This window comes from Arsukibacterium indicum, from assembly GCF_019100565.1.
GTDB lineage: Bacteria > Pseudomonadota > Gammaproteobacteria > Enterobacterales > Alteromonadaceae > Alishewanella > Alishewanella indicum.
The window spans coordinates 37,288-63,285 of sequence record NZ_JAHRID010000001.1 but is presented as its reverse complement, the minus strand read 5'-3'; the positions used below and the strand labels follow the sequence as shown (position 1 = coordinate 63,285).

Below are 25,998 nucleotides of genomic sequence, written 5' to 3'. Positions count from 1 at the left end.
AGGTTAAGGTGTGGTTTGTGCCAGCAGATGTTTGGCAGCAGCAACCAGTTTACGACGTTGAAAAATAAAGTTAAGCCGGCTACCGCCAGCCTGACGCCACAGCACTGCCGCCCGCACAGCCGCCAGCAACAGCGCCCGCACTTTCTGCTGAACAACAGTTTGCTTCAGTACATCAGGCTGACCATAAACCTGAATTCGACTACCAAGGCTACTGATACAATCACTGTAGATGTCGGCCAACCGGCCAACAATAGTGTCGTCAGTTACGGCAAAATGCTGCAACTGGCGCTCAAGCTGAGCAAGTTGTTTGCCAAGTTCGGCCATATTAGCCCGGTTTTTATTCAGTTTTCTTTCCAGCGCCAGCACGCCTACCAGATACCGGGTAAACTCGACATCTCTTTTGGTACTGTCTTCCAGCTGGGTAATAATAGTCTGTAAACCACCGCTTATCTTGTTTAGATCATCGCCATATACCGCCAGTGGCGATTCGGGGTTAAGATTGGCAATGCTGGCAAGGGTCGTCTGATAAAGCTCCGGTTCCAGTTTGTTATGGCGGGCCAGGCTTTGCAGTAAACAAATGGCCTGGCTTAAACCCGCCAGGGCAATAATTTGGGTAGATAAAGAGGATTGCATAATTATTTAATAGCCTTGTCGATAATGCCGCCGCCCAGGCAGACGTCATCAAGATAAAATACCGCAGACTGTCCCGGTGTAACGGCTTTTTGCGGCTGGTCGAAAACCACGTTTACCTGGCCATCTGCCAGCGGGGTCAGGGTACAGTTGATATCCGTTTGCCGGTAACGGGTTTTGACAGTACAGCGCATTGGCTGTTGCGGCCCTTTACGGTCAACCCAGTCTAGCTGGCTGGCAATAAGGCCACTGGCCAGCAACGCCGGGTGATCATGCCCCTGGGCAACCAACAGCCGGTTTTGCTGCAAATCTTTGCCGACAACATACCATGGGTCGTCACTGCCTTCGCGCAGGCCGCCAATTTTTAAACCTTTGCGCTGGCCCAGAGTATGGTACATCAGGCCATCGTGCCGGCCCAGTAACTGACCATCGTCAATACTGACGATATCCCCCGGTTGGGCGGGCAGGTATTGTTGTAAAAAGTCTTTGAATTTACGCTCACCAATAAAACAGATACCGGTTGAGTCTTTTTTATCATGGGTAACCAGGCCCTGTTGCTCAGCAATGGCCCGAACGGCAGGTTTTTCAAGCTCACCAATTGGAAACAGCGTCTGAGCCACATGCTGTCCGCTGAGGGTGTATAAAAAATAGCTTTGATCTTTATTGCTGTCTAAACCACGTAGCAGCTGCCACTGGCCGTTTTCAAAACGGCGGCGCACATAGTGACCGGTTGCAATATAATCAGCGCCAAGCGCCTCTGCGGCAAATTCAAGAAAGGCTTTAAATTTAATTTCTTTATTGCACATGATATCGGGATTAGGGGTACGACCCGCCCGGTATTCAGCCAGAAAATACTCGAATACGTTGTCCCAGTACTCGGCAGCAAAGTTTACCTTGTGCAGCACTATGCCAAGTTTGTCACAAACTTGTTGCGCATCCTGCATATCTTCAGCTGCTGCGCAGTATTCATCATTGTCGTCTTCTTCCCAGTTTTTCATAAACAGGCCTTCAACCTGATATCCCTGCTGGATTAACAAATAGGCTGAAACCGACGAATCCACGCCGCCAGACATACCGACGATGACTTTTTTACTGCTGTTAGCTGACATTGCACCACACTGGTTCTGCTAAAAAGAAGGCGCGGAGTATAGCACTAATTTAACCGGTTAAAAATCGTTATCGCCAGCGTGGCCGCAGCTTATGTGCCGATGATATGAGTGAGCATTGCCGATTTACAGTTCAACAATACGATATTCACCCGGTTGCAGGTCGGTCAGTTGCCAATCGCCAATCTGACTGCGGATTAATCGCAATGTGGCAAAGCCGACCGCCGCAGTCATGCGCCGTACCTGGCGGTTCCTCCCTTCAGTGATGGTCAGACTGATCCAGCTGGTAGGAATATTAGCCCGGTAGCGAACCGGTGGAGTGCGCGGCCATAGCGGTGGTTCGCTTATGCGCTTTGCCAGGGCAGGCAGGGAAGGGCCATCTTTTAGCTGCACGCCCTGGCGCAGCTGCGTCAGGGCGTCATCGGTAATCTCGCCTTCTACCTGCACCCAGTACGTTTTGGGGGCCTTGTGCTTCGGATCACTGAGCTGATGCTGAGTCTGGCCACAGTTGGTCAGCAGTAGCAGCCCTTCACTGTCGCGGTCCAGTCTGCCGGCCGGATATACGTTTTTTAACGGTACAAAGTTGGCCAGGGTTGGCCGCGGTGGCGTGCTGTTGTCGGTAAACTGACTGAGCACATCGTAAGGTTTATTAAACAATACCAATAATGGAATTTCGACCTTGGTCCTATTGTTTTTTTTGTGATTTGGCTTATTTTGCCTGTGGCGAAAAGGCGCTGGCTGTTTCAAAGCGATTTCCTGTTAGTCAGTTGGCGTGATATCTGTGTCACCACTTTGCCGGCAAGGCGGCGCCTGTTTTAATCAGTTGGATGCTGATATACTAATGCCCGTTGTTTTTGCTGCGTTTTAAACAATAATTATCGTTTTACAGTGTTAGCGCGGTATTTCCAATCAGGCCACCGGGCCACCGGGGCCGCGGGCTTGTGTGGACATTGTGCGATTACAATACAGGAACTAACATGTCGAAAGAAAGTGCAACAATCATTTACACCATTACTGATGAAGCGCCAGCGCTGGCAACTCATTCATTGCTGCCTGTTATCCAGGCATTTTCTTCAGCTGCCGGTATTGCTGTTGAAACCCGGGATATTTCCTTGTCAGGTCGCATTATTGCCAGCTTTCCAGATTTTATAAAGCCTGAGCAGAGAATTAATGATGCATTGGCGGAACTGGGTGAAATGGCGAAAACGCCAGAAGCCAATATTATTAAGTTGCCTAACATCAGTGCATCAGTACCGCAGTTAAAGGCAGCCATTAAAGAATTACAAAGCCAGGGCTACGCGTTGCCAGAGTATCCGGCAGAGCCGAAAACTGAGCAGGAACGCGACATCAAAGGTCGCTATGACAAAATTAAAGGCAGCGCGGTAAATCCGGTGCTGCGCGAAGGTAATTCAGACCGCCGGGCCCCGGCATCGGTTAAGCAGTATGCCAAAAAGAACCCTCACAGTATGGGCGCCTGGCAGGCTGATTCAGCGTCTCATGTAGCCCATATGCAAAGCGGCGATTTCTATGGCTCTGAGCAGTCAGTTACGCTTACTGCGGCAGATTCGCTGCGGATCGAACTGCATCAGGCGGATGGCGCGGTTAGCGTATTAAAAGACAAAGTCGCCGTACAGGCAGATGAAGTTATTGATGCGGCAACCATGAATGCCAAAGCATTGCGCGAGTTCTTTGCAGCAGAAATTGCTGACGCCAAAGCGAAAGACGTATTATTTTCACTGCATTTAAAAGCCACCATGATGAAAGTGTCTGACCCTATTATGTTCGGTCATGCTGTTAAGGTGTTCTATCAGGAAATTTTCAGTAAATATGCCGCTGAATTTGCTGAGGTTGGGGTAGATGTAACGAATGGTCTGGGCGATGTCTACGCCAAAATCAGCAGCTTACCGGCAGCGAAACAGCAGGAAATTAAAGATGCTATTGCTGCGCTGTATACCGAAAAGCCGGCAATGGCGATGGTGAACTCTGATAAAGGTATTACTAACCTGCATGTACCGAGTGATGTGATTATCGATGCCTCGATGCCGGCGATGATCCGCAGCTCAGGCCAGATGTGGGGCCCGGATGGACAGTTAAAAGACACCAAAGCAGTGATCCCTGATCGTTGCTACGCCGGTGTGTATCAGGAAACCATTAATTTCTGTAAAGCAAACGGCGCCTTCGACCCGCGCACTATGGGCTCAGTACCAAACGTTGGTTTAATGGCGCAAAAAGCTGAAGAATATGGCTCGCATGATAAAACCTTTGAAATCGGCACAGCCGGAACAGTTAAGGTAATCAACAGTAAAGGTGAAGCGGTATTTAGTCATCAGGTTGAGAAAGGCGATATCTGGCGGATGTGCCAGGTGAAAGATGCGCCAATCCGCGACTGGGTCAAGCTTGCGGTAAATCGTTCACGTTTAAGTGGCACGCCGGCAGTATTCTGGCTTGATAGCAAACGGGCACATGATGCGCAGCTGATTAAAAAAGTAGAACATTATTTAAAAGATCACGACACCAAGGGTCTGGATATTCAGATCATGGCACCGGTAGAAGCAACCCGTCATACTCTGGCCCGGATTAAGCAAGGCCTTGATACGATCTCTGTTACCGGTAACGTTTTACGAGACTACCTGACTGATTTGTTCCCAATTTTAGAATTGGGTACCAGTGCTAAAATGTTGTCTGTGGTGCCACTGATGAACGGCGGCGGCTTGTTTGAAACCGGCGCTGGTGGTTCAGCACCGAAACATGTCGAGCAATTTGTTGAAGAAAACCATCTGCGCTGGGATTCACTGGGTGAGTTTCTGGCACTGGCGGCTTCGCTGGAGCATTTGTCACAGGTTACCGGCAACAGTGCGGCCAAGGTGCTTGCCGACAGCCTGGATAAAGCAACGGCCACATTCCTTGATAACGACAAATCGCCGCGTCGTAAAGCCGGCGAGCTGGATAACCGTGGCAGCCACTTCTATTTGGCGCTGTACTGGGCACAGGAGCTGGCGAATCAAACTACTGATACTGAACTGGCTGGCCGCTTTAAAAAGCTGGCAGAAGCAATGCAGGCCAATGAGCAGCAAATTTTAGCTGAACTGAATGGTGTTCAGGGCAAGCCAGTTGAAATTGGTGGTTATTACCGGCCGGATGATGAGTTGGTTAGTAAGGCTATGCGTCCAAGTACAACCTTGAACAAAACCTTACAAGCGTTATAAGCAGGCCGCTGGTGTCTTAACGTTACTGTCTGGCTTAGCCAGGCAGTGTGCAAATAGAAAAAGCAGGCATAATGCCTGCTTTTTTATTAGTAGATGCCGATGCCAGGTCGGTACCAATTTGGTACAACGATGGAAAAATTATTCTTCGCCGGGGAGCTTAATATTAACAGCATGCAGCCCTTTCGGGCCCTCAGACAGATCGAACACCACATCCTGGCCTGCTTTTAGCGTGCGGTAGCCATCCATGCTAATGGTAGAATAATGCGCGAAGATATCTTCATCACGGCCATCTTCACGAATAAACCCAAATCCCTTGGCATTATTGAACCATTTTACTTTACCGGTAGCCATACTACTTACTTCCTTCTCTTAGTTAGCTATATTCTGTATTCTGGTATGTACTTGAAGGGGACAAGTGCAGCCCCAACATCTAATGTAGATAATTTAAGCAAACAGTCAAGCTATTTGCAAAAATAGTGCGAATTTTTTACTAATTTTTAATATAAGCGCCTTTGCTGGTTGGCGCAGGCATGGCTATAGTTTATGAGCGGTAAGCAAAATTTAGACACGAAACACGACGACCTGGCAGAGCTGACCCGACAAAAGGTTACTCCGCCACCAATGTATAAGGTTATTTTGCACAACGACGACTACACTCCTATGGACTTTGTGATCGATGTGCTCACCCGTTTTTTTAATATGCAGTATGAAAAAGCCAGTGAAGTAATGTTGAAAGTACACTATGAGGGCAGTGCAGTATGTGGCATTTTTACAGCTGAAATTGCAGAAACTAAAGTACAGCAGGTGCAGCAGTATGCAAAAGAACATCAGCATCCGCTGCTGTGCACAATGGAGCGCGCTTAGGTATGTCTTGGCATGGTCTGGAAGTGGTTCTCAGGGGTATTGGGAGTAAGCTATGTTAAATAAAGATCTGGAACTAACGTTGAACTTAGCGTTCCGGTTTGCGCGTGAACGTCGCCATGAATATATGACTGTCGAACATTTATTACTGGCTTTGCTGGATAATCCGGCAGCGGGTGATGCATTAAAGTCATGTGGCGCTAATATTGATAAATTGCGGCTGGAACTGGCCAGTTTTATTGATTCAACTACCCCGGTATTGCCTGAGGGGGATGCTGAACGTGACACCCAGCCCACGCTTGGCTTTCAGCGGGTATTACAGCGGGCTGTTTTTCATGTCCAGTCTTCCGGCAAATCAGAGGTTACCGGTGCTAATGTTCTGGTTGCTATTTTCAGCGAGCAGGAATCTCAGGCCGTTTATTTGCTGAAAAAAATAGATATTACCCGGCTGGATGTGGTTAATTTTATCTCTCATGGTGTAACCAAAACTGAAAAGCTTGAACAGCATGATGACAGCCCGCAGGAAGAGCTGACGGATACTATCAGTGAAGAGAGTAAGTATCTGGAAAACTTTACCAGTAATCTGAACCTGCAGGCCAAAAACGGTCAGATTGACCCGCTGATTGGCCGCGACCGTGAAGTCGAGCGGGCAGTTCAGGTATTGTGCCGGCGCAAGAAAAATAACCCGTTACTGGTAGGTGAAGCCGGGGTAGGTAAAACGGCTATTGCTGAGGGGCTGGCATACCGTATTGTCCAGCAGCAAGTGCCGGAAGTGATTGCCAATGCTACCATTTATGCGCTGGATATGGGCGCTTTACTGGCGGGCACTAAGTATCGTGGTGATTTTGAAAAGCGCTTAAAATCGTTATTAAAAGAGTTAGAAAAAGAAAAAGACTCTATTCTGTTTATTGATGAAATTCATACCGTTATTGGAGCTGGTGCTGCTTCAGGTGGGGTAATGGATGCATCTAACCTGATTAAACCGCTGCTATCGAGTGGCCGTTTACGCTGTATGGGCTCTACCACCTATCAGGAGTTTAAGAGTATTTTTGAAAAAGATACTGCACTGGTTCGTCGTTTCCAGAAAATTGATGTAACAGAACCCAGTGTCGAGGATACCACCCGCATTTTACTGGGTTTAAAAGAACGCTACGAGCAACATCACAACGTGCGTTATACCCAGAAAGCGATTCGTGCTGCAGCAGAGTTGTCAGCTAAATATATTAACGAGCGGCACTTACCGGATAAAGCCATTGATGTCATTGATGAAGCGGGTGCCAGTCAGCGGCTGTTGCCTGCGTCAAAACGCAAGAAAGTTATTAATGTGGCTGAGATAGAGCATGTTATTGCCAAAATGGCCCGTATTCCGGAGAAATCTGTGTCAGCCTCTGATAAAGACGTGCTGGCAAACCTGGATCGCAACCTGAAGTTGGTCGTGTTTGGTCAGGATGAGCCAATAGAAGTGCTGACAGCAGCTATTCGCTTGTCACGCTCTGGTCTTGGCAATGAAGAAAAGCCGATTGGTAGTTTTCTGTTTGCCGGTCCAACCGGGGTGGGTAAAACAGAAGTAACTAAACAGCTGGCCAAGGTAATGGGGGTTGAGCTGCTGCGATTTGATATGTCGGAATACATGGAGCGCCACGCTGTCAGCCGGCTGATTGGTGCACCGCCAGGCTATGTCGGCTTTGAACAGGGCGGTTTACTGACCGATGCGGTTTCTAAACATCCTTATTCGGTGGTGTTGCTTGATGAAATCGAAAAAGCCCACAGTGATGTTTACAACATTTTGCTGCAGGTAATGGATCACGGTACCTTAACTGACAACAATGGTCGTAAAGTCGATTTCAGGAATGTGGTGCTGGTTATGACCACTAATGCCGGAGTACAGGAAACAGTCCGTAAATCAATTGGTTTTAAACAGCAGGATCACAGCCACGACGCGTTAAGTGAAATAAACCGGACCTTTAGTCCGGAGTTTCGTAACCGGCTGGACGGTATCATCTGGTTTAAACATTTACAGGCCGATATTATTCTGCAAATTGTCGATAAGTTTGTTTGTGACTTACAGGTGCAACTGGACAAAAAACAGGTATCGATGGAGTTAACCAGCGACGCCCGGCAATGGCTGGCTGACAAAGGATATGATCAGGCAATGGGAGCCAGACCAATGGCCCGGGTTATTCAGGAGCAACTGAAAAAGCCACTGGCTAACGAAATCTTATTTGGCCGCCTGCTACACGGAGGTGATGTTAAAGTCAGCCTGAAAAACGATGCGTTGTTCTTTGACTATCAGACCGAGCAGGATCTGGCATTAATGGATTAACGCAGTCTGTACTTGTATAAAACAAAACAAAAAACCCGGTAATAACCGGGTTTTTTGTGGCTACAGCAAGATTAACGCTGACGGAATACGATACGGCCTTTACTTAAATCGTAAGGCGTTAATTCAACGGTAACTTTATCGCCTGTCAGGATGCGGATATAGTTTTTGCGCATCTTACCGGAAATGTGAGCGATAACCACATGACCATTCTCCAGTTCAACTTTGAACATGGTATTTGGCAATGTATCCAGGATGGTACCTTGCATTTCAATTACGTCTTCTTTCGCCATTCAGCGCACTCGCCTCTATAAATTTGGGGTCAACCTTCAAAAAACTGCGCAGATTGTGCCGAAATCACAGCAATAAGTAAAGCAGCAAGCGCTTTTTTAGGCAAAAGAGTGCCATTGTCCCTGAATAAAGCGCTGTTGCGGCCTGAATTCTGCCTTATAGGCCATCTTCTGACACGCTGCTACCAGATAACCAAGATAGACATAGCTTTTATTATCCTGCAGGGCTTGCTGCAGCAAATACACGATGGCCAGTTTGCCTGGTGACATATGCTGGAATTGCTCAGCAAAAAACGTGTACACTGCTGAGTAGCTGTCGGCAAGTTCATCAATAATACTGACGCTGATCAGCTGTTCTGCATGGTATATCTCCAGAAATCTCACCGGCAGCCAGCTGCACTCAAGCATACTCTGAAGCTGGTCTTTATTTGCCGGATACATCACGCCATCGTCATGCTTAAAAGCGATATAAGCAGCAAACAGCGGAAAATACAGGTTGATATCGGGTTCTGCTACGATGCGATAGTGTAAACCGCTGCGCTGCGCCTTTTTTAACAGCCGGCGTTGACTGCGCGATGGCTGCCACTGCATTGGCGAAATCCTGACAGATTGACAGGCCCTGCACGCCGGACAGTGTGGGGTATAAGTTTGCTCGCCGCTTCGCCGGAAATTAAGGCTCAGTAAGTGCTGGTATAGCTCAGCGCTGATTGGCTCGTCCGGCATCAGCACGACTAATTGCTCCTGCTGGTCCGGCAGATAACTGCATGAAGCCGGCTCGGTTAAACCGAAGCGTAAATGGCGCTGTGTCGCAGAGAAAAGCTCAGTCATATGCCAAGCTTAGCACTTGTGGTTGCCAGTGGCCTGCTGGGCTCGTCAGAGCTGCCTGTTGTTGTAACAAACTCAGATAATCAGCCCGCCGGATAGTGGTGGCCCCCAATTGTTGCAAAAAAGGGTTGGGGATCTGGCAATCTATCCAGCCCGCTGAATAGTTGCCAAGGTGTTGTTGCAAGGCCAGTAAGGCAAATTTTGCGCCGTTGGGTATCCGGTTAAACATGGACTCGCCACAAAACAAGCCTCCGACGACAATACCGTACAAGCCACCAACCAGCTGATCAGCCTGCCATACTTCAATACTATGGGCATAGCCTTGCTGATGCAGCTGCTGATACGCCTGTTGCATTGGCGGCAATATCCAGGTTTCAGGTTGCTTGTTGCGGGGGGCAGCACAGCCTTGCACTACCTCGTTAAAGGCATGATTAACGGTCAGGCGCAGGGCAGATCGCTGCCATTGTTTACGCAGAGTGCGGTTAAACTTAAGGCTTGCTGGCGGAAAAACAGCGCGTATGGCCGGGCTCCACCATAACAACGGATCTCCTTCACTGAACCAGGGGAAAATTCCGCTTTGGTAAGCCAGTGCCAGGCGGGCAACTGACAAGTCACCACCCATGGCCAGCAAACCATCTGGTTGCTCAAGCGCCTGCTCAACCGGGGGAAACCATAGTTGGGCAGGGTCAAGCTCGGGAAGATAGATGGCCATGTCGACTGGCGGTGTTATTTATTTTACCAGACCATCCAGATAGCGTTCGGCATCAAGCGCTGCCATACATCCGGTACCGGCAGAAGTAATAGCCTGGCGATAGATATGATCTGAAACATCGCCGGCAGCAAATACCCCGGGAATACTGGTTTGGGTTGCATTGCCTTCAGTACCGCCGACAACTTTTAAATAGCCGCCATTCATTTCCAGCTGATCTTTAAAAATATCAGTATTCGGAGAGTGACCAATTGCTATAAACACACCTTGCAGTGCCAGCTCAGTTGCCGCTTCGCCTTTGGTTGATGCCAGTCGCACGCCGGTAACACCCATATCATCGCCCAGTACTTCTTCCAGGGTGCAATGGGTATGCAACACGATTTTGCCTGTCGCCACCTTCTCCATTAACCGGTCAACCAGAATTTTTTCTGCCTTGAAGGTATCACGACGGTGTACCAAATGAACTTCGCTGGCAATATTTGATAAATACAGCGCTTCTTCTACTGCAGTATTCCCACCGCCTACCACGGCCACTTTCTGATTGCGGTAGAAAAAACCATCACAGGTGGCACAGGCTGATACGCCGCGGCCACTGTAAGCCTGTTCTGATGGCAACCCAAGGTATTTTGCCGACGCACCGGTACAAATGATCAGGGCATCACAGGTGTAGCTACCGTTGTCACCGGTCAGGGTAAAAGGGCGCTGCTGTAAATCAACAGTGTGGATATGATCGAAGATAATTTCAGTATTAAACGCTTCGGCATGAGCCTGCATCCGCTCCATCAGCACCGGACCGGTTAAACCATGGGCATCGCCCGGCCAGTTTTCAACTTCGGTAGTGGTGGTCAGCTGGCCACCCTGTTGCATGCCTGTTAGCAGTACCGGTTTTAAATTTGCTCTGGCAGCATAAACTGCAGCGGTATATCCGGCCGGGCCTGAACCCAGAATTAGTAACCGACAATGCTTGCTGTTTGACATCTTTTACTCCAAAAAACGACTAAGTGAAAACGCAATGGGGACGATTCTAAAAGAATGCAATGACCATAGAAAGATCTGGTTGCGATTTAGTTCGGTGCTGGCTGTAAACTTAACGCGCAAAACTAGTATTCCTTAAACCTATAAGTCAGATTTTTTAGTTATATGAACAGCTGTTAAATTTCCTGAAAGAGGGTATTTGTTTCTAATCGTTGATTTTTTTTTCTGAAATAGGGCAGATGTATTTTTTTATAATTACTTTGTAAGACTTTTGTAATTGTTGTTTTTCTGAGCAACTGGTTAGTTAGACGCCGCAGGACGCAACGTATTAAGCAGGATGTCTGACAACTAATAAATGAACAACCTCATTATTACAAAATAAAAGGTACCACAATGAAAACTACAAAAACCCTCTTAGCACTTGGCGTAAGCAGTTGCTTCGCATTGGCATCAGCTACTCCGGCAATGGCTGACAGTCTGGTCGACGATAGCGATAAAAGCAGCCGTTATATTATCAAGTTCAAGCCTACGGCAGCAGTAATGAACAGCAACAATGGCCAGAGTGAATTTTCAACTCAGCAGGCGGAAACCGTATTGCGAGGCCATCAGGTTGCAGCATTAATGCATTTAAAGTCGGCCAATGCCAGTGTGGCTAAGTTATCTGCTAAGCAATTAAAGGCATTGCAGGCAAACCCGAATGTGCAATATGTTGAAGAAGATGCCAAACGTTATCTGATGGATGTTATTACGCCGATGGCGCAATCTACCCCTTATGGCATTAATATGGTGCAGGCCAATCAACTAAGTGATGGTAGTGCCGGCAATATTAAAGTTTGTGTCATTGATACCGGCTATACCTATGGCCATGAAGATTTGCAAAGCTCCGGTGTTACCGGCTATGCGTTTCCAGGCCATGGTAACTGGTATTCTGACGGTAATGGCCACGGTACTCACGTAGCGGGCACTATGGTCGCGCTGGACAATAACTCCGGCGTTGTCGGCGTTATTGGTTCAGGTCAGGCCGGTGTGCATATCGTTAAAATATTTAACGACTCAGGCAACTGGACCTATGCGTCCAATCTTATTCAGGGCATTCAGTCGTGTCAGGACGCTGGCGCCAAAGTGGTGAATATGAGCCTGGGCGGCGGTTCGTCGAACCAGACTGAAAATAATGCGATGAACAATTTCTATAATAACGGCATGTTACTGGTTGCTGCAGCAGGTAATGCCGGCAATACCAGTTTGTCTTATCCGGCGTCGTACAACTCGGTAGTATCGGTGGCAGCGGTAGATTCAAACCGCAACCTGGCCAGTTTCTCGCAGCGTAACTCGCAGGTAGAAATTGCCGGCCCTGGCGTAAATGTCAGTTCAACCTGGCGTAATGGCGGCTATAACAGTATTAGTGGTACTTCGATGGCGTCGCCGCATGTGGCGGGTGTTGCTGCTTTAGTGTGGAGTAATCACCCATCCTGTTCAGCATCGCAAATTCGTAATGCGTTGAATACCACAGCCCAGGACAGAGGCGCTGCAGGGCGTGATAACTCTTACGGTTTTGGTATCGTGCAGGCCAAAGCAGCGAGTGACTATATCACTAACAACGGCTGTGATGGCAGCGGTGGTGGTGGTACCCCTCCGGGCGGCGGTGCAACCTTCCCGAACCTGTCGGCGTCTACCGGTCAGTGGTTACGCGGCAGCTATCAGATCCCGGCTGGCGTGTCGCAAATCACCTTCCAGATTTCAGGTGGCAGCGGTGATGCTGACTTGTATGTACGTTATGGCAGCCAGCCAAGCACCAGTGCCTACACTTGCCGGCCATATTTAACCGGTAATAACGAAGTGTGCACCATTAACAACCCGCAAGCCGGTACCTGGCATGTTGGCATCCGCGCCTACAGCGCGTTTAGTGGTGTGACATACAGCTATCAGTACTAATCAATAATAACACCCGATAAGGTTGTTATAAGGGCTGCGCAAGCAGCCCTTTTATATTTATTGAGCAGGGGTGGCATGGGGCATTACATACCAATATACGGCTAAAAAGTGCAGGATGCTGCCGGCCAGGACGAACAAGTGCCAGATCATATGGTGCAGGTACAGGCTGCGCCATATGTAAAACAGCACGCCGCCCGAATAGGCCAGGCCGCCGGCCAGTAACAGCCACATTGCCGGCGCAGGCACGTTGGCCAGCATAGGTTTAATTGCTACCACCACTATCCAGCCCAGACCCAGATAAAGCGCCAAAGATAGCTTTTTGTATTTCAGCCCTGTTGCTAACTCCAAAACCACACCGATAATTGCAATAAGCCAGATTATGCCAAATAACATCAGCCCCCAGTCATGGCGCAGGCTAATCAGGGTAAAAGGGGTATAGGTGCCGGCGATCAGGATGAAAATAGCGGCATGGTCCAGCTGGCGCAGCCGGTATTTTAGCTGCGGGTGGTGAATGCTGTGATAAAGCGCAGAGCTGCCGTACAACAGAATTATACTGCTGCCATAAATTAAGGCACTGGTCAGTTGCCAGCTGTCACCATATTGCAGGCTTAAACGAAGCATTAACCACAGGCCAATAACGCCCAGTACCGCGCCAATGGCATGGCTTAGTGCATGTAACTGTTCTTCAAGCAGGGTGTAGCGGCTTATACTGGTCATACAGGCACCGGGTTATTTGGATTAAAATGGAATTAAGCTGGGTATCATAACAACAACCTGCCTCAGGTAAACCGCTAGCGGTAACTTAGCGCCAAAAGCATTGGTATTTGCGGGCAGCAGCGGTAAACTGCGCTTTTTTAGCAATGCCAGTTCATTAAAACCAACCTTATGCCTCTACTTATTATTCTGGGTTATGTCTGGCCCGAACCCAACTCATCTGCCGCCGGCAGCCGGATGCTTAGCCTGATCAAGTTGTATCTGAGCTACGGCTGGCAGGTGCAGTTTGCCAGCCCGGCTGAGCTGAGCCCGCATCGTTTTATGCTGGCGGAGCTTGGCGTAGCCGAACAGCAAATAAAATTAAATTGCGACAGTTTTGATAACTGGCTTACAGAACAAAACCCGCAGGCGGTGATGTTTGACCGCTTTATGCTGGAAGAGCAGTTTGGCTGGCGGGTAGAGCAGGCCTGCCCCGGTGCCATGCGTATTCTGGATATGGAGGATTGTCACGCGCTGCGCCAGGCCAGACAACTCTGTCACACCCAACAGCGACCGGTTGATGCAGCGGCGCTAAATTCCGAGTTGGCCCTGCGGGAAATTGCAGCAATTTATCGCTGTGATCTGACCCTGGTTATCTCAGAGGCTGAAATGCAGCTGCTGCAACAGCATTATCAAGTGCCGGCAGCGCTGTTGTGTTATTGCCCATTCTGGTTAGAGCGTTTGCCAGCCAACCCTCAAACTGACTCCCCGGCAGAGGGCGTGCCGCAATTTAACGAGCGGCGGCATTTTATTGCCATTGGTAATTTTCGCCATGCCCCCAACTGGCAGGCGGTACTTTGGTTAAAACAGCAGATCTGGCCGCAGATCCGCAAACAGCTACCAGCTGCCGAGCTGCATATTTACGGCGCTTATCCTCCGCCAAAAGCTACAGCACTGGATAACCCCAATCAGGGTTTTTTAGTGAAAGGCTGGGTCGCTGACAGCAAGCTTGTAATGCGCCAGGCCAGGGTATGTTTAGCACCTCTGGCGTTTGGTGCAGGCTTAAAGGGAAAACTGCTGGAAGCAATGTGCCAGGGTACGCCCAGTGTCACCACCGATATTGGCGCCGAGGGCATGAATAGTGATAGTGGCTGGGCGGGCACTATTGCCAACGACAGTGCTGGCATTGCCAAATCGGCAGTCGCGCTGTATCAGGATCAGCATTGCTGGCAACAGGCACAACAGCGGGGTTATCAGATAGTCAGTAACCGGTTTGGGCCCGAGCAGGCACTGCGGGTATGGCGGCAGATTGAGCGGGTGCGAACGGATTTGCAAAATCAGCGGCAGCTGAACTTCACCGGGCTGATGCTCAGGCATCATGCCTATCGCAGTACTAAGTTTATGGGGCAGTGGATCGAAGCGAAAAGCAAACTGGCGCAAATTGCGCCAGTATCGGATAACGAATAGCTAACTGAGTGTAATTACCAGTTGTTAACGCGAACCACGGGGTGGCCGTTGCTTGCTATCGTTAATTTTCTCAGCCCAGAATGCAGCAGCAGCGCCCGGCGTTGTTTTTGCTGGTTTTGCAGCCTTGGTTTTGCTTTTCGCTGCTGGTTTTGCAGCCGGTTTCGCTGCCGCGGCTGGCTTTTTCTCTGCTTTCGCCGGTTTTTCGGCTTTTTCAGCCTTAGCCGGTTTTTCTGCTTTGGCTGCAGTCGCTTTGGCTTTACCGCCTTTGCTGTAACTGTCAGCTAATTCCGCCAGTTCAGCCAGACGGATATTTTTACCGCCATCAACACTGAACCAGCCTGGTTTTTGTTCCAGTTGTGGTTCTTTACCAAATTTAGCTTTATAAGCTGCGGTAAAATCAGTGATTACCTGATCTTTATCCAATTTTGTCATGCTAGGTACCTGTGCGTGAAAATTAATCGTTGCCCGCTATTTATACATCAAAACACTATCAATAGACAAATCTGCCTGCTTTTTAACGGTTTTTAAGTACAATGGCGATTATAGCGAGCTAGATATCCGGAGTTTATATGCTGCAACGGCAACAACTGGTCAGGGTGCTTGCAGAATTACTGCAAAGCGAAAGTGTGCGTGATTATTGTCCGAACGGTTTACAGGTGGAAGGCAAACACGACATTAAACGGATAGTAACAGGCGTCACTGCCAGCCAGGCCCTGGTTGACGCTGCGATAGCATGGCAGGCTGATGCTATTGTGGTGCACCATGGCTACTTCTGGAAAAACGAAGCCCCGGTTATTACCGGCATGAAGAAACGTCGCTTACAGGCGTTGTTGGCCAATGACATCAATTTATTTGCCTATCATTTGCCTCTAGATATTCACCCCCAGCTTGGCAATAATGCTCAGCTGGGCAGGCTATTGAACGCACAGGCTATTTCGCCGATGCTGACGGTAGACCCTGTTGGTGTGGTAATGCAGGGTGAATTTAGCGCACCCCGCAGTTTAGCTGACGTGGCCAGCTTGTTGCAGCAGCAACTTGGCCGGGATGTACTAATCCATAACGCGAGTAACGATAAGCCGGTAGCTAAGCTGGCCTGGTGCACCGGTGGCGGCCAGGGCTATATCGAACAGGCAGCCGCAGCCGGCGCTGACGTCTTTATTACCGGTGAAGTATCAGAGCAAACCATTCATGTATCTCGTGAGCTGGGTATCCATTTTATTGCTGCCGGCCACCATGCAACGGAGCGATACGGCGTGAAAGCCTTGGGTGAATATCTGAGCGCTAACTATCCGTTAGAGGTTAAATTTATTGATATTGATAATCCGGCATGAACAAAACCACTGATCGCAGTTTCGACGGTATCAGCGCGAAGTTTCAGCGTAATATTTACCAGAGTACCAAGGGTGAGATCCGCCAGCAGGTACTACTGCGTGATCTAAGCCGCCTGGCTGTGTTACAGCAGCCCTGTCAGGTGCTGGATGTGGGAGCAGGACAGGGCCAGATAAGCCTGGCGCTGGCGAAAATGGGACATACCGTCCATTTAACCGATATTTCGGCTGAAATGCTGGCTATCGCAGCCGAAACGGCAACGGCACAAGGTCTGGCAGTAGCGGGGCCTGCTGCACAACTACGTTTCAGCCAGCAAAGCCTGGCTGAATTAAGCCGTGATGTGCAGCGCCAGTATCCATTGGTGCTGTGCCATGCCATGCTGGAATGGTTAGCTGAGCCCGCCATCGCGTTAAGCCAGCTCAGCCAGTTGCTGGCACCGGGCGGGGTGTTATCACTGATGTACTACAACAAAGATGCCATGCGGCTCAGTAATATTTTGTATGGCAACTTCGACTATGTATCAGCAGATTTTAAGGTAAAAAAGAAAGTCAGTTTAAGCCCGCAAAACCCACTGGAACCAAAGCAGGTAGAGCAGTGGTATCAGCAAGCCGGTTTTACGCTTATCAGTAAAACCGGGGTACGTTGTTTTCACGATTATCTGCAAAACCGTAGCCAGCAACAAAGCCATTTTGACCAACTGCTAGAACTGGAATTAAAATATAACCAGCAGGAACCTTATGCATCAATCGGCCGCTATACTCATTTGCTGCTGACCAGGCCAGAGTAAGCGGCGCTTACTTAGTCAAATTCAAACCGGTATAACAAGTCAACGGCATTGTCTAACCCCGACACCGCTTCCAGATACAGGCTTTGCATTAACCGGTAGCGCAGGGTGAATTCGCCAATCGGCTCAAAAATGCCAACGCCGTATTTAATTTGCAAATCACGGTTCAGGTAACCACTTACCGTTACCTGCGAGTTGTCACCGGAGCCGGCGGTATCCAGGGTCAGGTTACTTACGCCAAAAGCTTCGCCAATTTCACCTACCAGGCTGCCACTTGACGCAATGCTCATACCAATAAGGCTGGTGGTGACGGCATTAGCGGCGCTGCCAGATTCGCTGTCCAGGTCGCGACCGGCCAGCAGATAGGACAGGGCATTTGCCTGGGGCATGGCCGGTTCGGAGAAAATAGTAATCTGGGGCCGGTCTGCCGGACCGGTAACCCGGATACCGGCGACCACATTGTCTTCCATATTGGCAGGGTTACGAATGGCTTCAACATTCAGATAGGGTTGATCGGGCGGACCACTGAATGTCATTTTGCCCTGACGGATCAGTAAGTCCTGGCCGTAAGACCGAAAAGTGCCGTCTACCAGTCGCACTTCGCCATTAATGGTTTGCTTGTTTTGCTTCTGGCGAACCTGCAAATTGCCACGAAGCAGGGTTTCCAGTCCAAAAGCATTCAGTTGCACCTTTTCACCAAGCTGCACCCTGATATCCGCTGCAAGCGGCATGGCCATTGCTTGCTGCTCGGTTACCTGCTCGCCGTCTGCCGTCAGAATAACCGTATCAGCTGACAAGCCTATAGCGTTTGGCGGCAGTTCATCAATACTGAGATTTGCTGATGGGATATCAATACTGCCGCTTATGTTAGCCAGGGTCGGGCTGGCGTTTATCTGCAGATCAGGTTTTACCTGCAAACTGCCTTGTTCAATCTGAATACTTAATGGGTCACCCTTAACTGCCAGCTTAGCCCGCCAATCGTCGAGCTGTTGCCAGTCAGCACTACCTGTCAGGCTTAAATTTCCCTGTGGTGTCACGATATCGCCCAGCAATTCTGCCTGTTCGCCGTTAAAATTCACCTGCAACTTGCCATCGTTAATGTCAGCCGGAGCAAGTTTACCTTTTACCCGCAGCTGTCTGAGTGCCAACTTGCCTGCCAGTTGTGGGCTTTCGACGGTACCCTGCGCGCTGATATCGGCATTTATTACACCTGCCAACTCACTGTATTCATCCAGCAAAGGCTGCAGGAACTCCAAAGTGAAGTCAGTAACACCAAAGTTACCGGTTAAAGGTCGGTTGCTGCTACTGACATCACTGATATTTAGCGCAGCAGTTAATGGTGCCTGCTCATTTAACGTAGCCTGCATCGTGATGTTAAGCTGATCATCTTTTAAAACACCCTCTAAGGTAAGTTGTTGCCAGCTGAGCTCTACCGGGGGCTGGGTTTGTTCAGTTAACGCACCGGCGCGACTCGTTACTGTAACTTCAACCTGTGGCCGCTGGCCCGGTTGCCAGCTTGCCATGGCGTCGGCGTTAAGTTCGCCGCGCAGATTAAACGCTAACGGCACAAATTGATTTAAACTTACCAGTTCGAATTGTCGCAATTCAATAGCGGCCGCCATACTGTTACCACTGAGGCTGACGTCGTCCGTTAAACATAACGATGCCGGGTTTTGTCGCCAGCAATGCTGACTGATTTGCAGTTGCTGCTGAGCATGGCGGTAACTGATATCAACCGGTTGTTGCAGCTGCCAGATCCCCTGCGGACTACCAAGCTCAGCGCTACTTAAGCGGCCCTGCCAGTGATTGCGGGCAATAAGCTGACCACTCAGTTGCAATGCACTATCTGACAAAGGCGATTGCAACGTCACTTCGGCCTGATGTTGCTGCTCATTGCCCGAAGCTTTTACACTCAGCTGTGAAACCTGGTAACCCTGCAGCAGCCCATCACTGGCAAGCAGCGATATGTTCGCCTGTAACTGCTCCTTTAACTGCATTTGCAGGTCAAGCTCTAATTGTTCCAGCCGATCAGCGCCATAGCGCAGAGAACCGGCGCTGATATTTGCGGTTAACTCTGGCTGGCGCTGAGCACCCCGTACGCTAATCTCTGCATTGATCACGCCACTTGTCCCGGGCAGGCTGCTGTTTAAATCGGGTATGGCAACGGTTGCATCAAGCTGCCACTGCTCTGCCAATGTGCCAGATAGGCTGATCTGATTGTCAGCATGACGGATTATCAGCTGCTCACTTTGTAACTTATAACGGTTTGCTGGCTGATTAAAACTGGCCGAGAGGTCGCCGCTGAAGTTAATTGTCTCATCGCGCAAGCTGCCATCAATTGCCAGTTCATTTAACGTCGTCTGCCAGCTGCCATCAGCAGCCAACGCGCCATGGTTTAAAAGTTCACCGCTTAACTCACCGCTGTACTCCGGCCAGAATACCTCTGGCTTAATATTGTTAAGCTGTATTGCTGTCTGCCAGTTCAGTGTTGGGGCCAATTCTACCGTGGCATTGCCGTTAATGGTGCCATCCAGGGTGTTGAGCTTAAAACGGCTAATCGACAGTATTGCTTCGGCCAGCTGATACTGCCCGGCGGCACTGAGGCTGATTTGCGGCACTGTCTGGTGTGACACACCGCCATCCAGCGTAAATTGCAGCTGTTCTAAATCACCACTTGCCGTAATGTTACCGCTTGCCAGTTGCCATGCCCTGTTGTCATCGGGGGGCCAGCTGAAGGCCTCATACTGCGCGGTAACCTTTAGAGGTAACTTGTCAGCCAGCAGTGCCAGTTCAGCTTCGGCATTGGCAGTAATAGTGCCTGAGGCTCGAACATCAATTGCTAATTCAGCCAGGCTGCCACTCAGACCAATATTCAGTTGTTGCTCAGCCAACGGCGCTTGTTTAATAACGGTGCTGAAGCGGCCACTTAACGGATAATCTCCCTGTAGGGTAATTTCCGCGGTAGCGCTGAGATTGGCGACGGGGTGGCTGGCCTGTAAATCGAGTAAGCGGATATTGTGCTCACGGGCTTGCAGACTGAAGGTAACGTCCGGCAACGTTGTTTCGGTGTCCTGCTGCAGCAGACTGGCCCCGCTCAGGCTGAAGCCGTTAACAAACACTGAAAACGGCAGGCGGATATCAGTTAACTGCGGGGGAGAGTAGCTAAAAGGCTCTGTCGGTGGCTTGCTGGCCGCTGCCAGCTCTATTTGCAGCTGATTAAGCTGACTGTCGTTGAGTTGCAGCTGCCGGCCCCAGGCTTCTATTGCTGTACTAAACCGGTTGAAACGCACGGTATTGGCACCGATTGTTGCCGTTGCATTTTCAATAGTCAGCTCGGACACACATACTTTTAGTTGAAAAAAGCAGGCGTTATTAATATCAAGCTGTACCTGAGCCAGCTGCAGCTGAGTGGTATCGCTCTGCCAGCTGACCTCACTAAGCTGCATACCACCGAGCAGGCTGCCACGCTGCGCCGTTACCGTTAATTCCGGGACATACTTCTGGCCTAGCCATAATCCCAGCTTCAGACCAGCAGGCGTGTATAACAGCACGACCAGCAGCAACACCACAACTAGCAGCGGCAGTAGCAAAGTCCAGTTCAGCCATTTCAGTGTTTTATGTATAACCGGGCTCATAGTTCAGGCCCCAGCGCAAAATGGATCTGAAAGGCATTTCGCTCGCCGCTATCCAGACCGTAGCCAAAATCAAGCCGCACCGGGCCAACCGGTGATCCCCAGCGAATACCCAGCCCAACCCCGCGTTTAAAATCAGGACTGTCGTTCCAGGCGCTGCCATAATCAAAAAAGCCGGCCAGCCACCAGTTACCTTTCACCCGGTATTGGTATTCCAGTGATGCCGCAACCATATAACGGCCACCAATTAATTCATTATCATCGTTCAGCGGCGCAATGGTTTCATAACCATAGCCCCGCAAATTATTGTCACCGCCGGCAAAGAAACGCAATGAAGGGGGGATCTCGGTAATATCATCAATCACCACAGCGCCTGCATCGAGCCGGGTAACAAACCGGTGGTTACGATCGAAACTGCCGATCCAGCCGGCACGACCCCGGAATCGGACGAAAGGCGTGTCGGAGCCCCAGGCCGGCTCTGAAAACTCTACTCCCAGTAATAAGCGATCTGCCGAACGTGGCATATTGCCCCAGCTTTGTCTGGAGCGGCTAAAACTTATGCCTGGCATGATCAAACTGGAGCTGGCATCCTGATCTGCCTGAATAAAGTCTTCATACAAATAACGTAAAGAAACGGTTCGATACCACTCGTTACTTAATAACCAATGGCGCTCAAGGGCAATATTAATTTCTTTACTGCGGGTATCCAGATTGTCACGATTACGTAAGCCTACTTGTAGCTGGTAGTAGTCAGAGGGGGCTGTACTCAGTGGCATCCGGTAGGCGGATTCCAGTGTTTGCTCAACTTCTGAAACCTCAAAATTATTGTGCAGGCTATGCCCGCGATCATTTAACCAGGGTTTTAACCAGTTTACTTTCAGCCGGGGGCCAACAACATCAGAGTAGCCAATACCAGTTTCCACACTGTTGCGCAGCCTGGGTTCAAGCTTCACGGTAATAGGCAGGCGAAAATCAGCGATCTGCTCGGTATCGCCTTCAATGGCAATAGACGAAAACCAGTTGGTATTGGCCAGGCTCTGGTTAAACTCGCCCAATTCACTGGCCAGATAGGGCTGGCCTGGCTCAAACGGGATCAGTGACTGCATCCATTCGTCACGAATTTGCTGGCCACTAAAGGTTACCTCACCAAATTTATAGCGGGTGCCACTGGCAAAGTGCAAATAAATATTGGCCTGCTGCAACTCCGGGATTACTTCTAAGGTGCTGCGGCTGAATTCGGCGTCAAAATAGCCCTTGCGCAGCGCGAGGCTGCGTAATTCGCTTTTTAAACTCTCGTATTTGCCATGATGTAATACATCACCAACTTTAGGTGCCTGTCGTCTTAACAAGCCACTGAATTGCCGATCATCAACCGCATCGCCGGTAAGCTTTATATCGGCGGTGTTTATCCGGATTGGCTGACCAGCATTAACCGTAACCAGTAAAGTTGCGTTACCGGACTTTTCTGAGAGGGTAAACTCGATTTCGCTCTGGTAATAACCCAAAGCCTGTAACGCAGTTTCAATGTCTTGCTGTAACTTCATCTGAAATCGCAGCGAACCTGAAATATCAGTTTTGTTGTAACTGGCAAGATGATTTTTAACGTTTTGTTCTAACTCACCGCTAAGCCCCTGTATTTTTAATTCAGTTTGGGCCTGGATGCTGAAACTTGTCAGAAATAAGAGACTGATTGTTTTTCTTAATAACGACATGCGGTTAATCTGGTATCCTGTTAACAATGCACCGGTAAGTGTGGGAACTGTTCTCTTCGGGAAACACGTATCAGAGAAACGATAGTATGACGCACAATAAATAGCAGTGTATAGCATCTTTGCTGGATGCCGGCTTAACACTGGCAATGATAATGACAGGCATGCTAGCAGACCAGGTTCACGCAATCCACTAAACGCAAAGTGGATTTTTCGTTATACTAAGCGCCAGACATGGCCAGCGGCTGCACCATAATACCGGTAAAACTATAGCAAAAAGCCGATGGCATATCACAACCTGATAATAAGAACGTTGCAACCAGACAAGGTGTAATTTAATGCAAAATATTGTAATCAGTGGTTCAGGGTTATTTACACCCACCGCTACCATCAGCAATGACGAGTTGGTTGCCAGCTATAACCAATATGTTGATCTCTTTAACAAGCAGCATGCGGCTGAAATCAGTGGTGGCCAGCTTGAGGCACTGGAATATTCCAGCAGCGAATTTATCGAAAAAGCGTCGGGCATTAAATCACGGCATGTGTTGTATAAAGAGGGGATCCTTGACCCGGCAATTATGCATCCGGTGTTTGTAAAGCGTGATGAAAATACCCCACCTGAAATGGTTGAAATGGCTGTGGCAGCTGCCCGTGAAGCAATGGCGCAAGCCAATAAAACAGCGGCAGACATTGATTTAATTATTTGTGCGGCTTCTAATATGCAGCGGCCTTATCCGGCGCTGTCAATTGAATTACAAAATATTCTTGGGGTAAATGGCTACGCTTTTGATATGAACGTAGCATGCTCGTCAGCCACGTTTGCCATTAGCAATGCGGTTAATGCCATTCGCGGTAACACCGCCAAAGTGGTGTTGGTGGTTAATCCGGAATTTGCTTCGCCGCAGGTCGATTATAAAAACCGCGACAGCCATTTTATTTTTGGCGATGTTTGCACTGCTACCATTATTGAAGCGCAAAGCAGTTGTACTACTGATAATGCATTCAAAATTCTCGGAATGCGGCTGAAAACCAGTTTTTCTAATAACATTCGTTGTGATATTGGTTACACCGAACATTGTTTTAGTGACAATAATCCTAAGGTTCCGTTTTTTAAGCAGCAAGGGCGTAAAGTATTTAAAGAACTACTGCCGATAGTCGCTGAAGTTATTCAGGACGAGATGGCAGCGCAGAGCATCAGTGCTGATCAGCTGAAACGACTCTGGCTGCATCAGGCAAATATTAATATGAATATCTTTGCCGCTAAAAAGATTCTGGGCCGGGATCCGTTGCCGGAAGAGGCACCTCTGGTGCTGGACAGTTATGCTAATACCGCATCGGCTGGTTCAATCATTGCGTTTCACAAGCATAAAACCGGGCTGAACAGTGGCGATAAAGCTGTATTGTGCTCGTTCGGGGCCGGATACTCTGTGGGCTGCCTGATGCTGGAACGCTGTTAGGTTAAGACTAACAAACGCTGACAGCACCTATGACGCTGTCAGCGGTTAGCTGTTACAAACGGATAACCGAGTTATGGTCATATGATAATGGCGACGGTAAATAGGCATCGGCCGCATCGTCATTTAGCCAGGTGCCACCGTTAACCAGATACCGGAATTGATATTCCCGATCATTTTCCAGTGTCAGGCTGGCACTGAAATCACCCTTTTTACTTTTTTTCATTGGTAACGCACTGGGATCCCAATTATTAAATTCGCCAAGCAGGGAAACAGATTCAGCATCGGCTAATTGCTCAGCGCTGAGTTTAAAAGTTACTTTGCAGGCTGGTTTAGTTTTCAAATATTGTTTGGTGATACTCATAATAATTCCCTCAATCTGGCTGCGCTTACAGCCTGCTTAAGCATATTGCTGCTGCGATAGTGAATACTGCCAAAAATACTAGCCGCAATTTGTGACTGAAAAATGACCAGATTGGTCACTACTGCTACGATAAATCAGCAGGGTTTAGTCGGCAAATAACTTTAAGTTGTAGTGTTATAACTGGCATTCAAACAGCTGTTTTAATTGTAGGCGTTTGTAACAAAATATTACCCGGTTCTGGCGATAGCAGCTTTATAAATCGGCCAAAGCTTATCGGTTACCAGATGCTGAAAAGGGAATACACCGCGTGGGTAAAGGGCTGGGCTGTAGCCGGATGAATTTAAATTGGTTTATCAGCGGTGATGTCGCCGCACTATTTGCCTGTTTCAGGATACAAAGATTAACAGTCGCCGGCATACAATTGCAGTTGCAACACTTATGATGCGACAAGTTAAATTTGACAGGTGGATAAGTCATGTCTTCATTTTTTGTAAAAGTAATACTTCCGGTAATCGTTGTTGTGGTAGCCATTGCTGGTGCAGTGGGCTTATCAAAAATGCGTCAGCCACCGGAAAAAAATGATGAAAGCCGGCCGGCTATTCTGGTGAATGCTGTTGCTATTAAACCAGATAATATTGTCTATCAGATTAAGTCACAGGGGATGGTGACACCAAAACTGGAAACCAGTCTTGTTTCTGAAGTAAACGGCAGGGTTGTCGAAGTAGCAGAGCAATTTGTTGCCGGTGGTTTTTTTACAAAAGGTGACGTGCTGGTCAGGGTGGAACAAAGTGATTATTTAACCAACGTCAAGGCGGCACAAGCTGCACTTGCCAATGCCCAGGCGATGCTGGCAGAAGAAAAGGCACGCGTCAGAGTGGCCGAAGAGGAATGGCGCTCTTTTACCGATGGAACTGCACCGGCACTGGGCTTACGCCAACCACAGCTAGCCAGTGCACTGGCCAGTGTTCAGTCAGCTGAGGCGGAATTAGAGAGAGCAAAACGTGATTTGGCCCGCACTGAAATTCGTGCACCTTATGATGGCATGGTGCGTAGCCGGGCCGCAAATATTGGCCAGTTTATCAGCCGTGGTTCTGTGCTTGGCAGTATAGTGGGGACTGAGGTGGCTGAAATTCGTTTACCGCTGACAGACATCGATATGGCATTTTTAGCTATGCCCGGGGCAATGGACACGGAAGCTAACACTGTTACTTTAAGCAGCACGGTAGCGGGGCAGCAACTAACCTGGCCGGCAAAGCTGGTAAGAACGGAAGGCATTCTGGATGAGCGTAGCCGGGTTATTTATGTCGTGGCTGAAGTCACCGACCCTTATCAGCGCCAAAAGCAGGCCCAGAATCAACCCGTATTAAATTTTGGTCGTTTTGTTGGGGCGACTATTACTGGTACTCAGGCCGAACAAATTGTCAGGGTTGAGCGGCATTTGTTGCTGCCGGGTAATCAGGTGCTGGTGGTTGATAAAGACAATACCCTGCAATTTCGCCAGGTAGAGGTTGACAGAGCAACGAATGAGTTTGCTTATATTCAGGCCGGTTTAGAACCCACTGACCAACTGGCGTTGTCTGCCATTTCCAATCCACTGGCCGGCACGGTGGTCAGGGTTGCTGGTGCTGGCAGTGATGAGCCGCAAAGCACTGACGGTACCCAGTTAGCTGAAGCCGCCGCCGCGAAAGCTGATAAGGTAAAGGAGCAATAAT

22 protein-coding genes are annotated in these 25,998 nt (G+C 49.1%); 9 read left to right on the top strand and 13 right to left on the bottom strand.

From position 1 onward, the window contains the following. Window positions 1-3: 3 nt before the first annotated feature. From hflD to KQY15_RS00265, 3 genes are all read right to left on the bottom strand, one after another. On the bottom strand, window positions 4-633 hold the full coding sequence (gene hflD / locus KQY15_RS00275; RefSeq protein WP_217666401.1) for a high frequency lysogenization protein HflD: 630 nt from the start codon (window positions 631-633) through the stop codon (window positions 4-6). A gap of 2 nt (window positions 634-635) precedes the next feature. Beyond that, window positions 636-1,739, bottom strand: a complete 1,104-nt coding sequence (gene mnmA, locus KQY15_RS00270) for a tRNA 2-thiouridine(34) synthase MnmA (RefSeq protein ID WP_217666400.1) — start codon at window positions 1,737-1,739, stop codon at window positions 636-638. Window positions 1,740-1,862: 123 nt separating this feature from the next. Then, on the bottom strand, window positions 1,863-2,408 hold the full coding sequence (locus tag KQY15_RS00265; protein ID WP_217667602.1) for a pseudouridine synthase: 546 nt from the start codon (window positions 2,406-2,408) through the stop codon (window positions 1,863-1,865). A 305-nt stretch (window positions 2,409-2,713) separates the two neighbouring features. Between KQY15_RS00265 and KQY15_RS00260 the strand changes: the two genes are divergently transcribed. Then, on the top strand, window positions 2,714-4,942 hold the full coding sequence (locus KQY15_RS00260; RefSeq protein WP_217666399.1) for an NADP-dependent isocitrate dehydrogenase: 2,229 nt from the start codon (window positions 2,714-2,716) through the stop codon (window positions 4,940-4,942). 138 nt (window positions 4,943-5,080) lie between these two features. Here the strand turns inward: KQY15_RS00260 and cspD are convergent, their stop codons facing one another. After that, complete coding sequence (gene cspD / locus KQY15_RS00255; RefSeq protein WP_019676583.1) at window positions 5,081-5,293, bottom strand: cold shock domain-containing protein CspD; 213 nt, start codon at window positions 5,291-5,293, stop codon at window positions 5,081-5,083. A gap of 192 nt (window positions 5,294-5,485) precedes the next feature. Here cspD and clpS point away from each other — a divergent pair, with 192 nt between their 5' ends. After that, entirely contained in the window at window positions 5,486-5,806 is a 321-nt protein-coding gene (gene clpS, locus KQY15_RS00250) for an ATP-dependent Clp protease adapter ClpS (protein ID WP_213994697.1), read from the top strand. Window positions 5,807-5,858: 52 nt separating this feature from the next. Further along, a complete protein-coding gene (gene clpA, locus KQY15_RS00245; RefSeq protein ID WP_217666398.1) occupies window positions 5,859-8,126 on the top strand; it encodes an ATP-dependent Clp protease ATP-binding subunit ClpA in 2,268 nt (755 codons plus the stop codon). Between the two features lie 71 nt (window positions 8,127-8,197). Here the strand turns inward: clpA and infA are convergent, their stop codons facing one another. The 4 genes from infA to trxB form a co-directional block, all read right to left on the bottom strand. Continuing rightward, on the bottom strand, window positions 8,198-8,416 hold the full coding sequence (gene infA / locus KQY15_RS00240) for a translation initiation factor IF-1 (protein ID WP_019676586.1): 219 nt from the start codon (window positions 8,414-8,416) through the stop codon (window positions 8,198-8,200). Between the two features lie 96 nt (window positions 8,417-8,512). After that, window positions 8,513-9,241 (bottom strand): arginyltransferase, encoded by a 729-nt coding sequence (locus KQY15_RS00235; RefSeq protein ID WP_217666397.1) that lies wholly within the window; start codon window positions 9,239-9,241, stop codon window positions 8,513-8,515. Next, the gene (aat, locus tag KQY15_RS00230; protein WP_217666396.1) at window positions 9,234-9,950 is read right to left on the bottom strand and encodes a leucyl/phenylalanyl-tRNA--protein transferase; all 717 of its coding nucleotides are present in this window, start codon (window positions 9,948-9,950) and stop codon (window positions 9,234-9,236) included. Before aat ends, KQY15_RS00235 begins: the two co-directional genes overlap by 8 nt. Window positions 9,951-9,968: 18 nt before the next feature. Then, entirely contained in the window at window positions 9,969-10,925 is a 957-nt protein-coding gene (trxB, locus tag KQY15_RS00225; RefSeq protein ID WP_217666395.1) for a thioredoxin-disulfide reductase, read from the bottom strand. Window positions 10,926-11,315: 390 nt separating this feature from the next. On the opposite strand from trxB, the gene KQY15_RS00220 reads away from it, so the two are divergent. Further along, the gene (locus KQY15_RS00220) at window positions 11,316-12,854 is read left to right on the top strand and encodes a S8 family serine peptidase (protein ID WP_217666394.1); all 1,539 of its coding nucleotides are present in this window, start codon (window positions 11,316-11,318) and stop codon (window positions 12,852-12,854) included. A gap of 57 nt (window positions 12,855-12,911) precedes the next feature. On the opposite strand, the gene trhA is transcribed toward KQY15_RS00220, so the two are convergent. After that, on the bottom strand, window positions 12,912-13,571 hold the full coding sequence (trhA, locus tag KQY15_RS00215; RefSeq protein ID WP_217666393.1) for a PAQR family membrane homeostasis protein TrhA: 660 nt from the start codon (window positions 13,569-13,571) through the stop codon (window positions 12,912-12,914). Window positions 13,572-13,739: 168 nt separating this feature from the next. On the opposite strand from trhA, the gene KQY15_RS00210 reads away from it, so the two are divergent. After that, entirely contained in the window at window positions 13,740-15,014 is a 1,275-nt protein-coding gene (locus tag KQY15_RS00210) for a glycosyltransferase (RefSeq protein WP_217666392.1), read from the top strand. A gap of 24 nt (window positions 15,015-15,038) precedes the next feature. Here KQY15_RS00210 and KQY15_RS00205 read toward each other — a convergent pair whose 3' ends face one another. Further along, a complete protein-coding gene (locus tag KQY15_RS00205; protein WP_217666391.1) occupies window positions 15,039-15,446 on the bottom strand; it encodes a hypothetical protein in 408 nt (135 codons plus the stop codon). A gap of 137 nt (window positions 15,447-15,583) precedes the next feature. Here KQY15_RS00205 and KQY15_RS00200 point away from each other — a divergent pair, with 137 nt between their 5' ends. Further along, window positions 15,584-16,345 (top strand): Nif3-like dinuclear metal center hexameric protein, encoded by a 762-nt coding sequence (locus KQY15_RS00200; protein ID WP_372449304.1) that lies wholly within the window; start codon window positions 15,584-15,586, stop codon window positions 16,343-16,345. Continuing rightward, the gene (locus tag KQY15_RS00195; RefSeq protein WP_217666390.1) at window positions 16,342-17,130 is read left to right on the top strand and encodes a methyltransferase domain-containing protein; all 789 of its coding nucleotides are present in this window, start codon (window positions 16,342-16,344) and stop codon (window positions 17,128-17,130) included. The genes KQY15_RS00200 and KQY15_RS00195 overlap by 4 nt, the downstream gene beginning before the upstream one ends. 11 nt (window positions 17,131-17,141) lie before the next feature. Here KQY15_RS00195 and tamB read toward each other — a convergent pair whose 3' ends face one another. Together tamB and tamA are read right to left on the bottom strand one after the other, a co-directional pair. After that, window positions 17,142-20,762, bottom strand: coding sequence for an autotransporter assembly complex protein TamB (gene tamB, locus KQY15_RS00190; RefSeq protein ID WP_217666389.1), 3,621 nt, complete (start codon window positions 20,760-20,762; stop codon window positions 17,142-17,144). Continuing rightward, a complete protein-coding gene (gene tamA, locus KQY15_RS00185; protein WP_217666388.1) occupies window positions 20,759-22,471 on the bottom strand; it encodes an autotransporter assembly complex protein TamA in 1,713 nt (570 codons plus the stop codon). The genes tamB and tamA overlap by 4 nt, the downstream gene beginning before the upstream one ends. Before the next feature lie 335 nt (window positions 22,472-22,806). On the opposite strand from tamA, the gene KQY15_RS00180 reads away from it, so the two are divergent. Next, window positions 22,807-23,925 carry a beta-ketoacyl-ACP synthase III gene (locus tag KQY15_RS00180; protein WP_217666387.1) on the top strand — a complete coding sequence of 373 codons (1,119 nt, stop codon included), beginning with the start codon at window positions 22,807-22,809 and terminating at the stop codon, window positions 23,923-23,925. A gap of 52 nt (window positions 23,926-23,977) precedes the next feature. On the opposite strand, the gene KQY15_RS00175 is transcribed toward KQY15_RS00180, so the two are convergent. After that, entirely contained in the window at window positions 23,978-24,286 is a 309-nt protein-coding gene (locus tag KQY15_RS00175; protein WP_217666386.1) for an isoamylase early set domain-containing protein, read from the bottom strand. 475 nt (window positions 24,287-24,761) lie between these two features. On the opposite strand from KQY15_RS00175, the gene KQY15_RS00170 reads away from it, so the two are divergent. Continuing rightward, entirely contained in the window at window positions 24,762-25,997 is a 1,236-nt protein-coding gene (locus tag KQY15_RS00170) for an efflux RND transporter periplasmic adaptor subunit (protein ID WP_217666385.1), read from the top strand. Window position 25,998 lies beyond the last annotated feature (1 nt).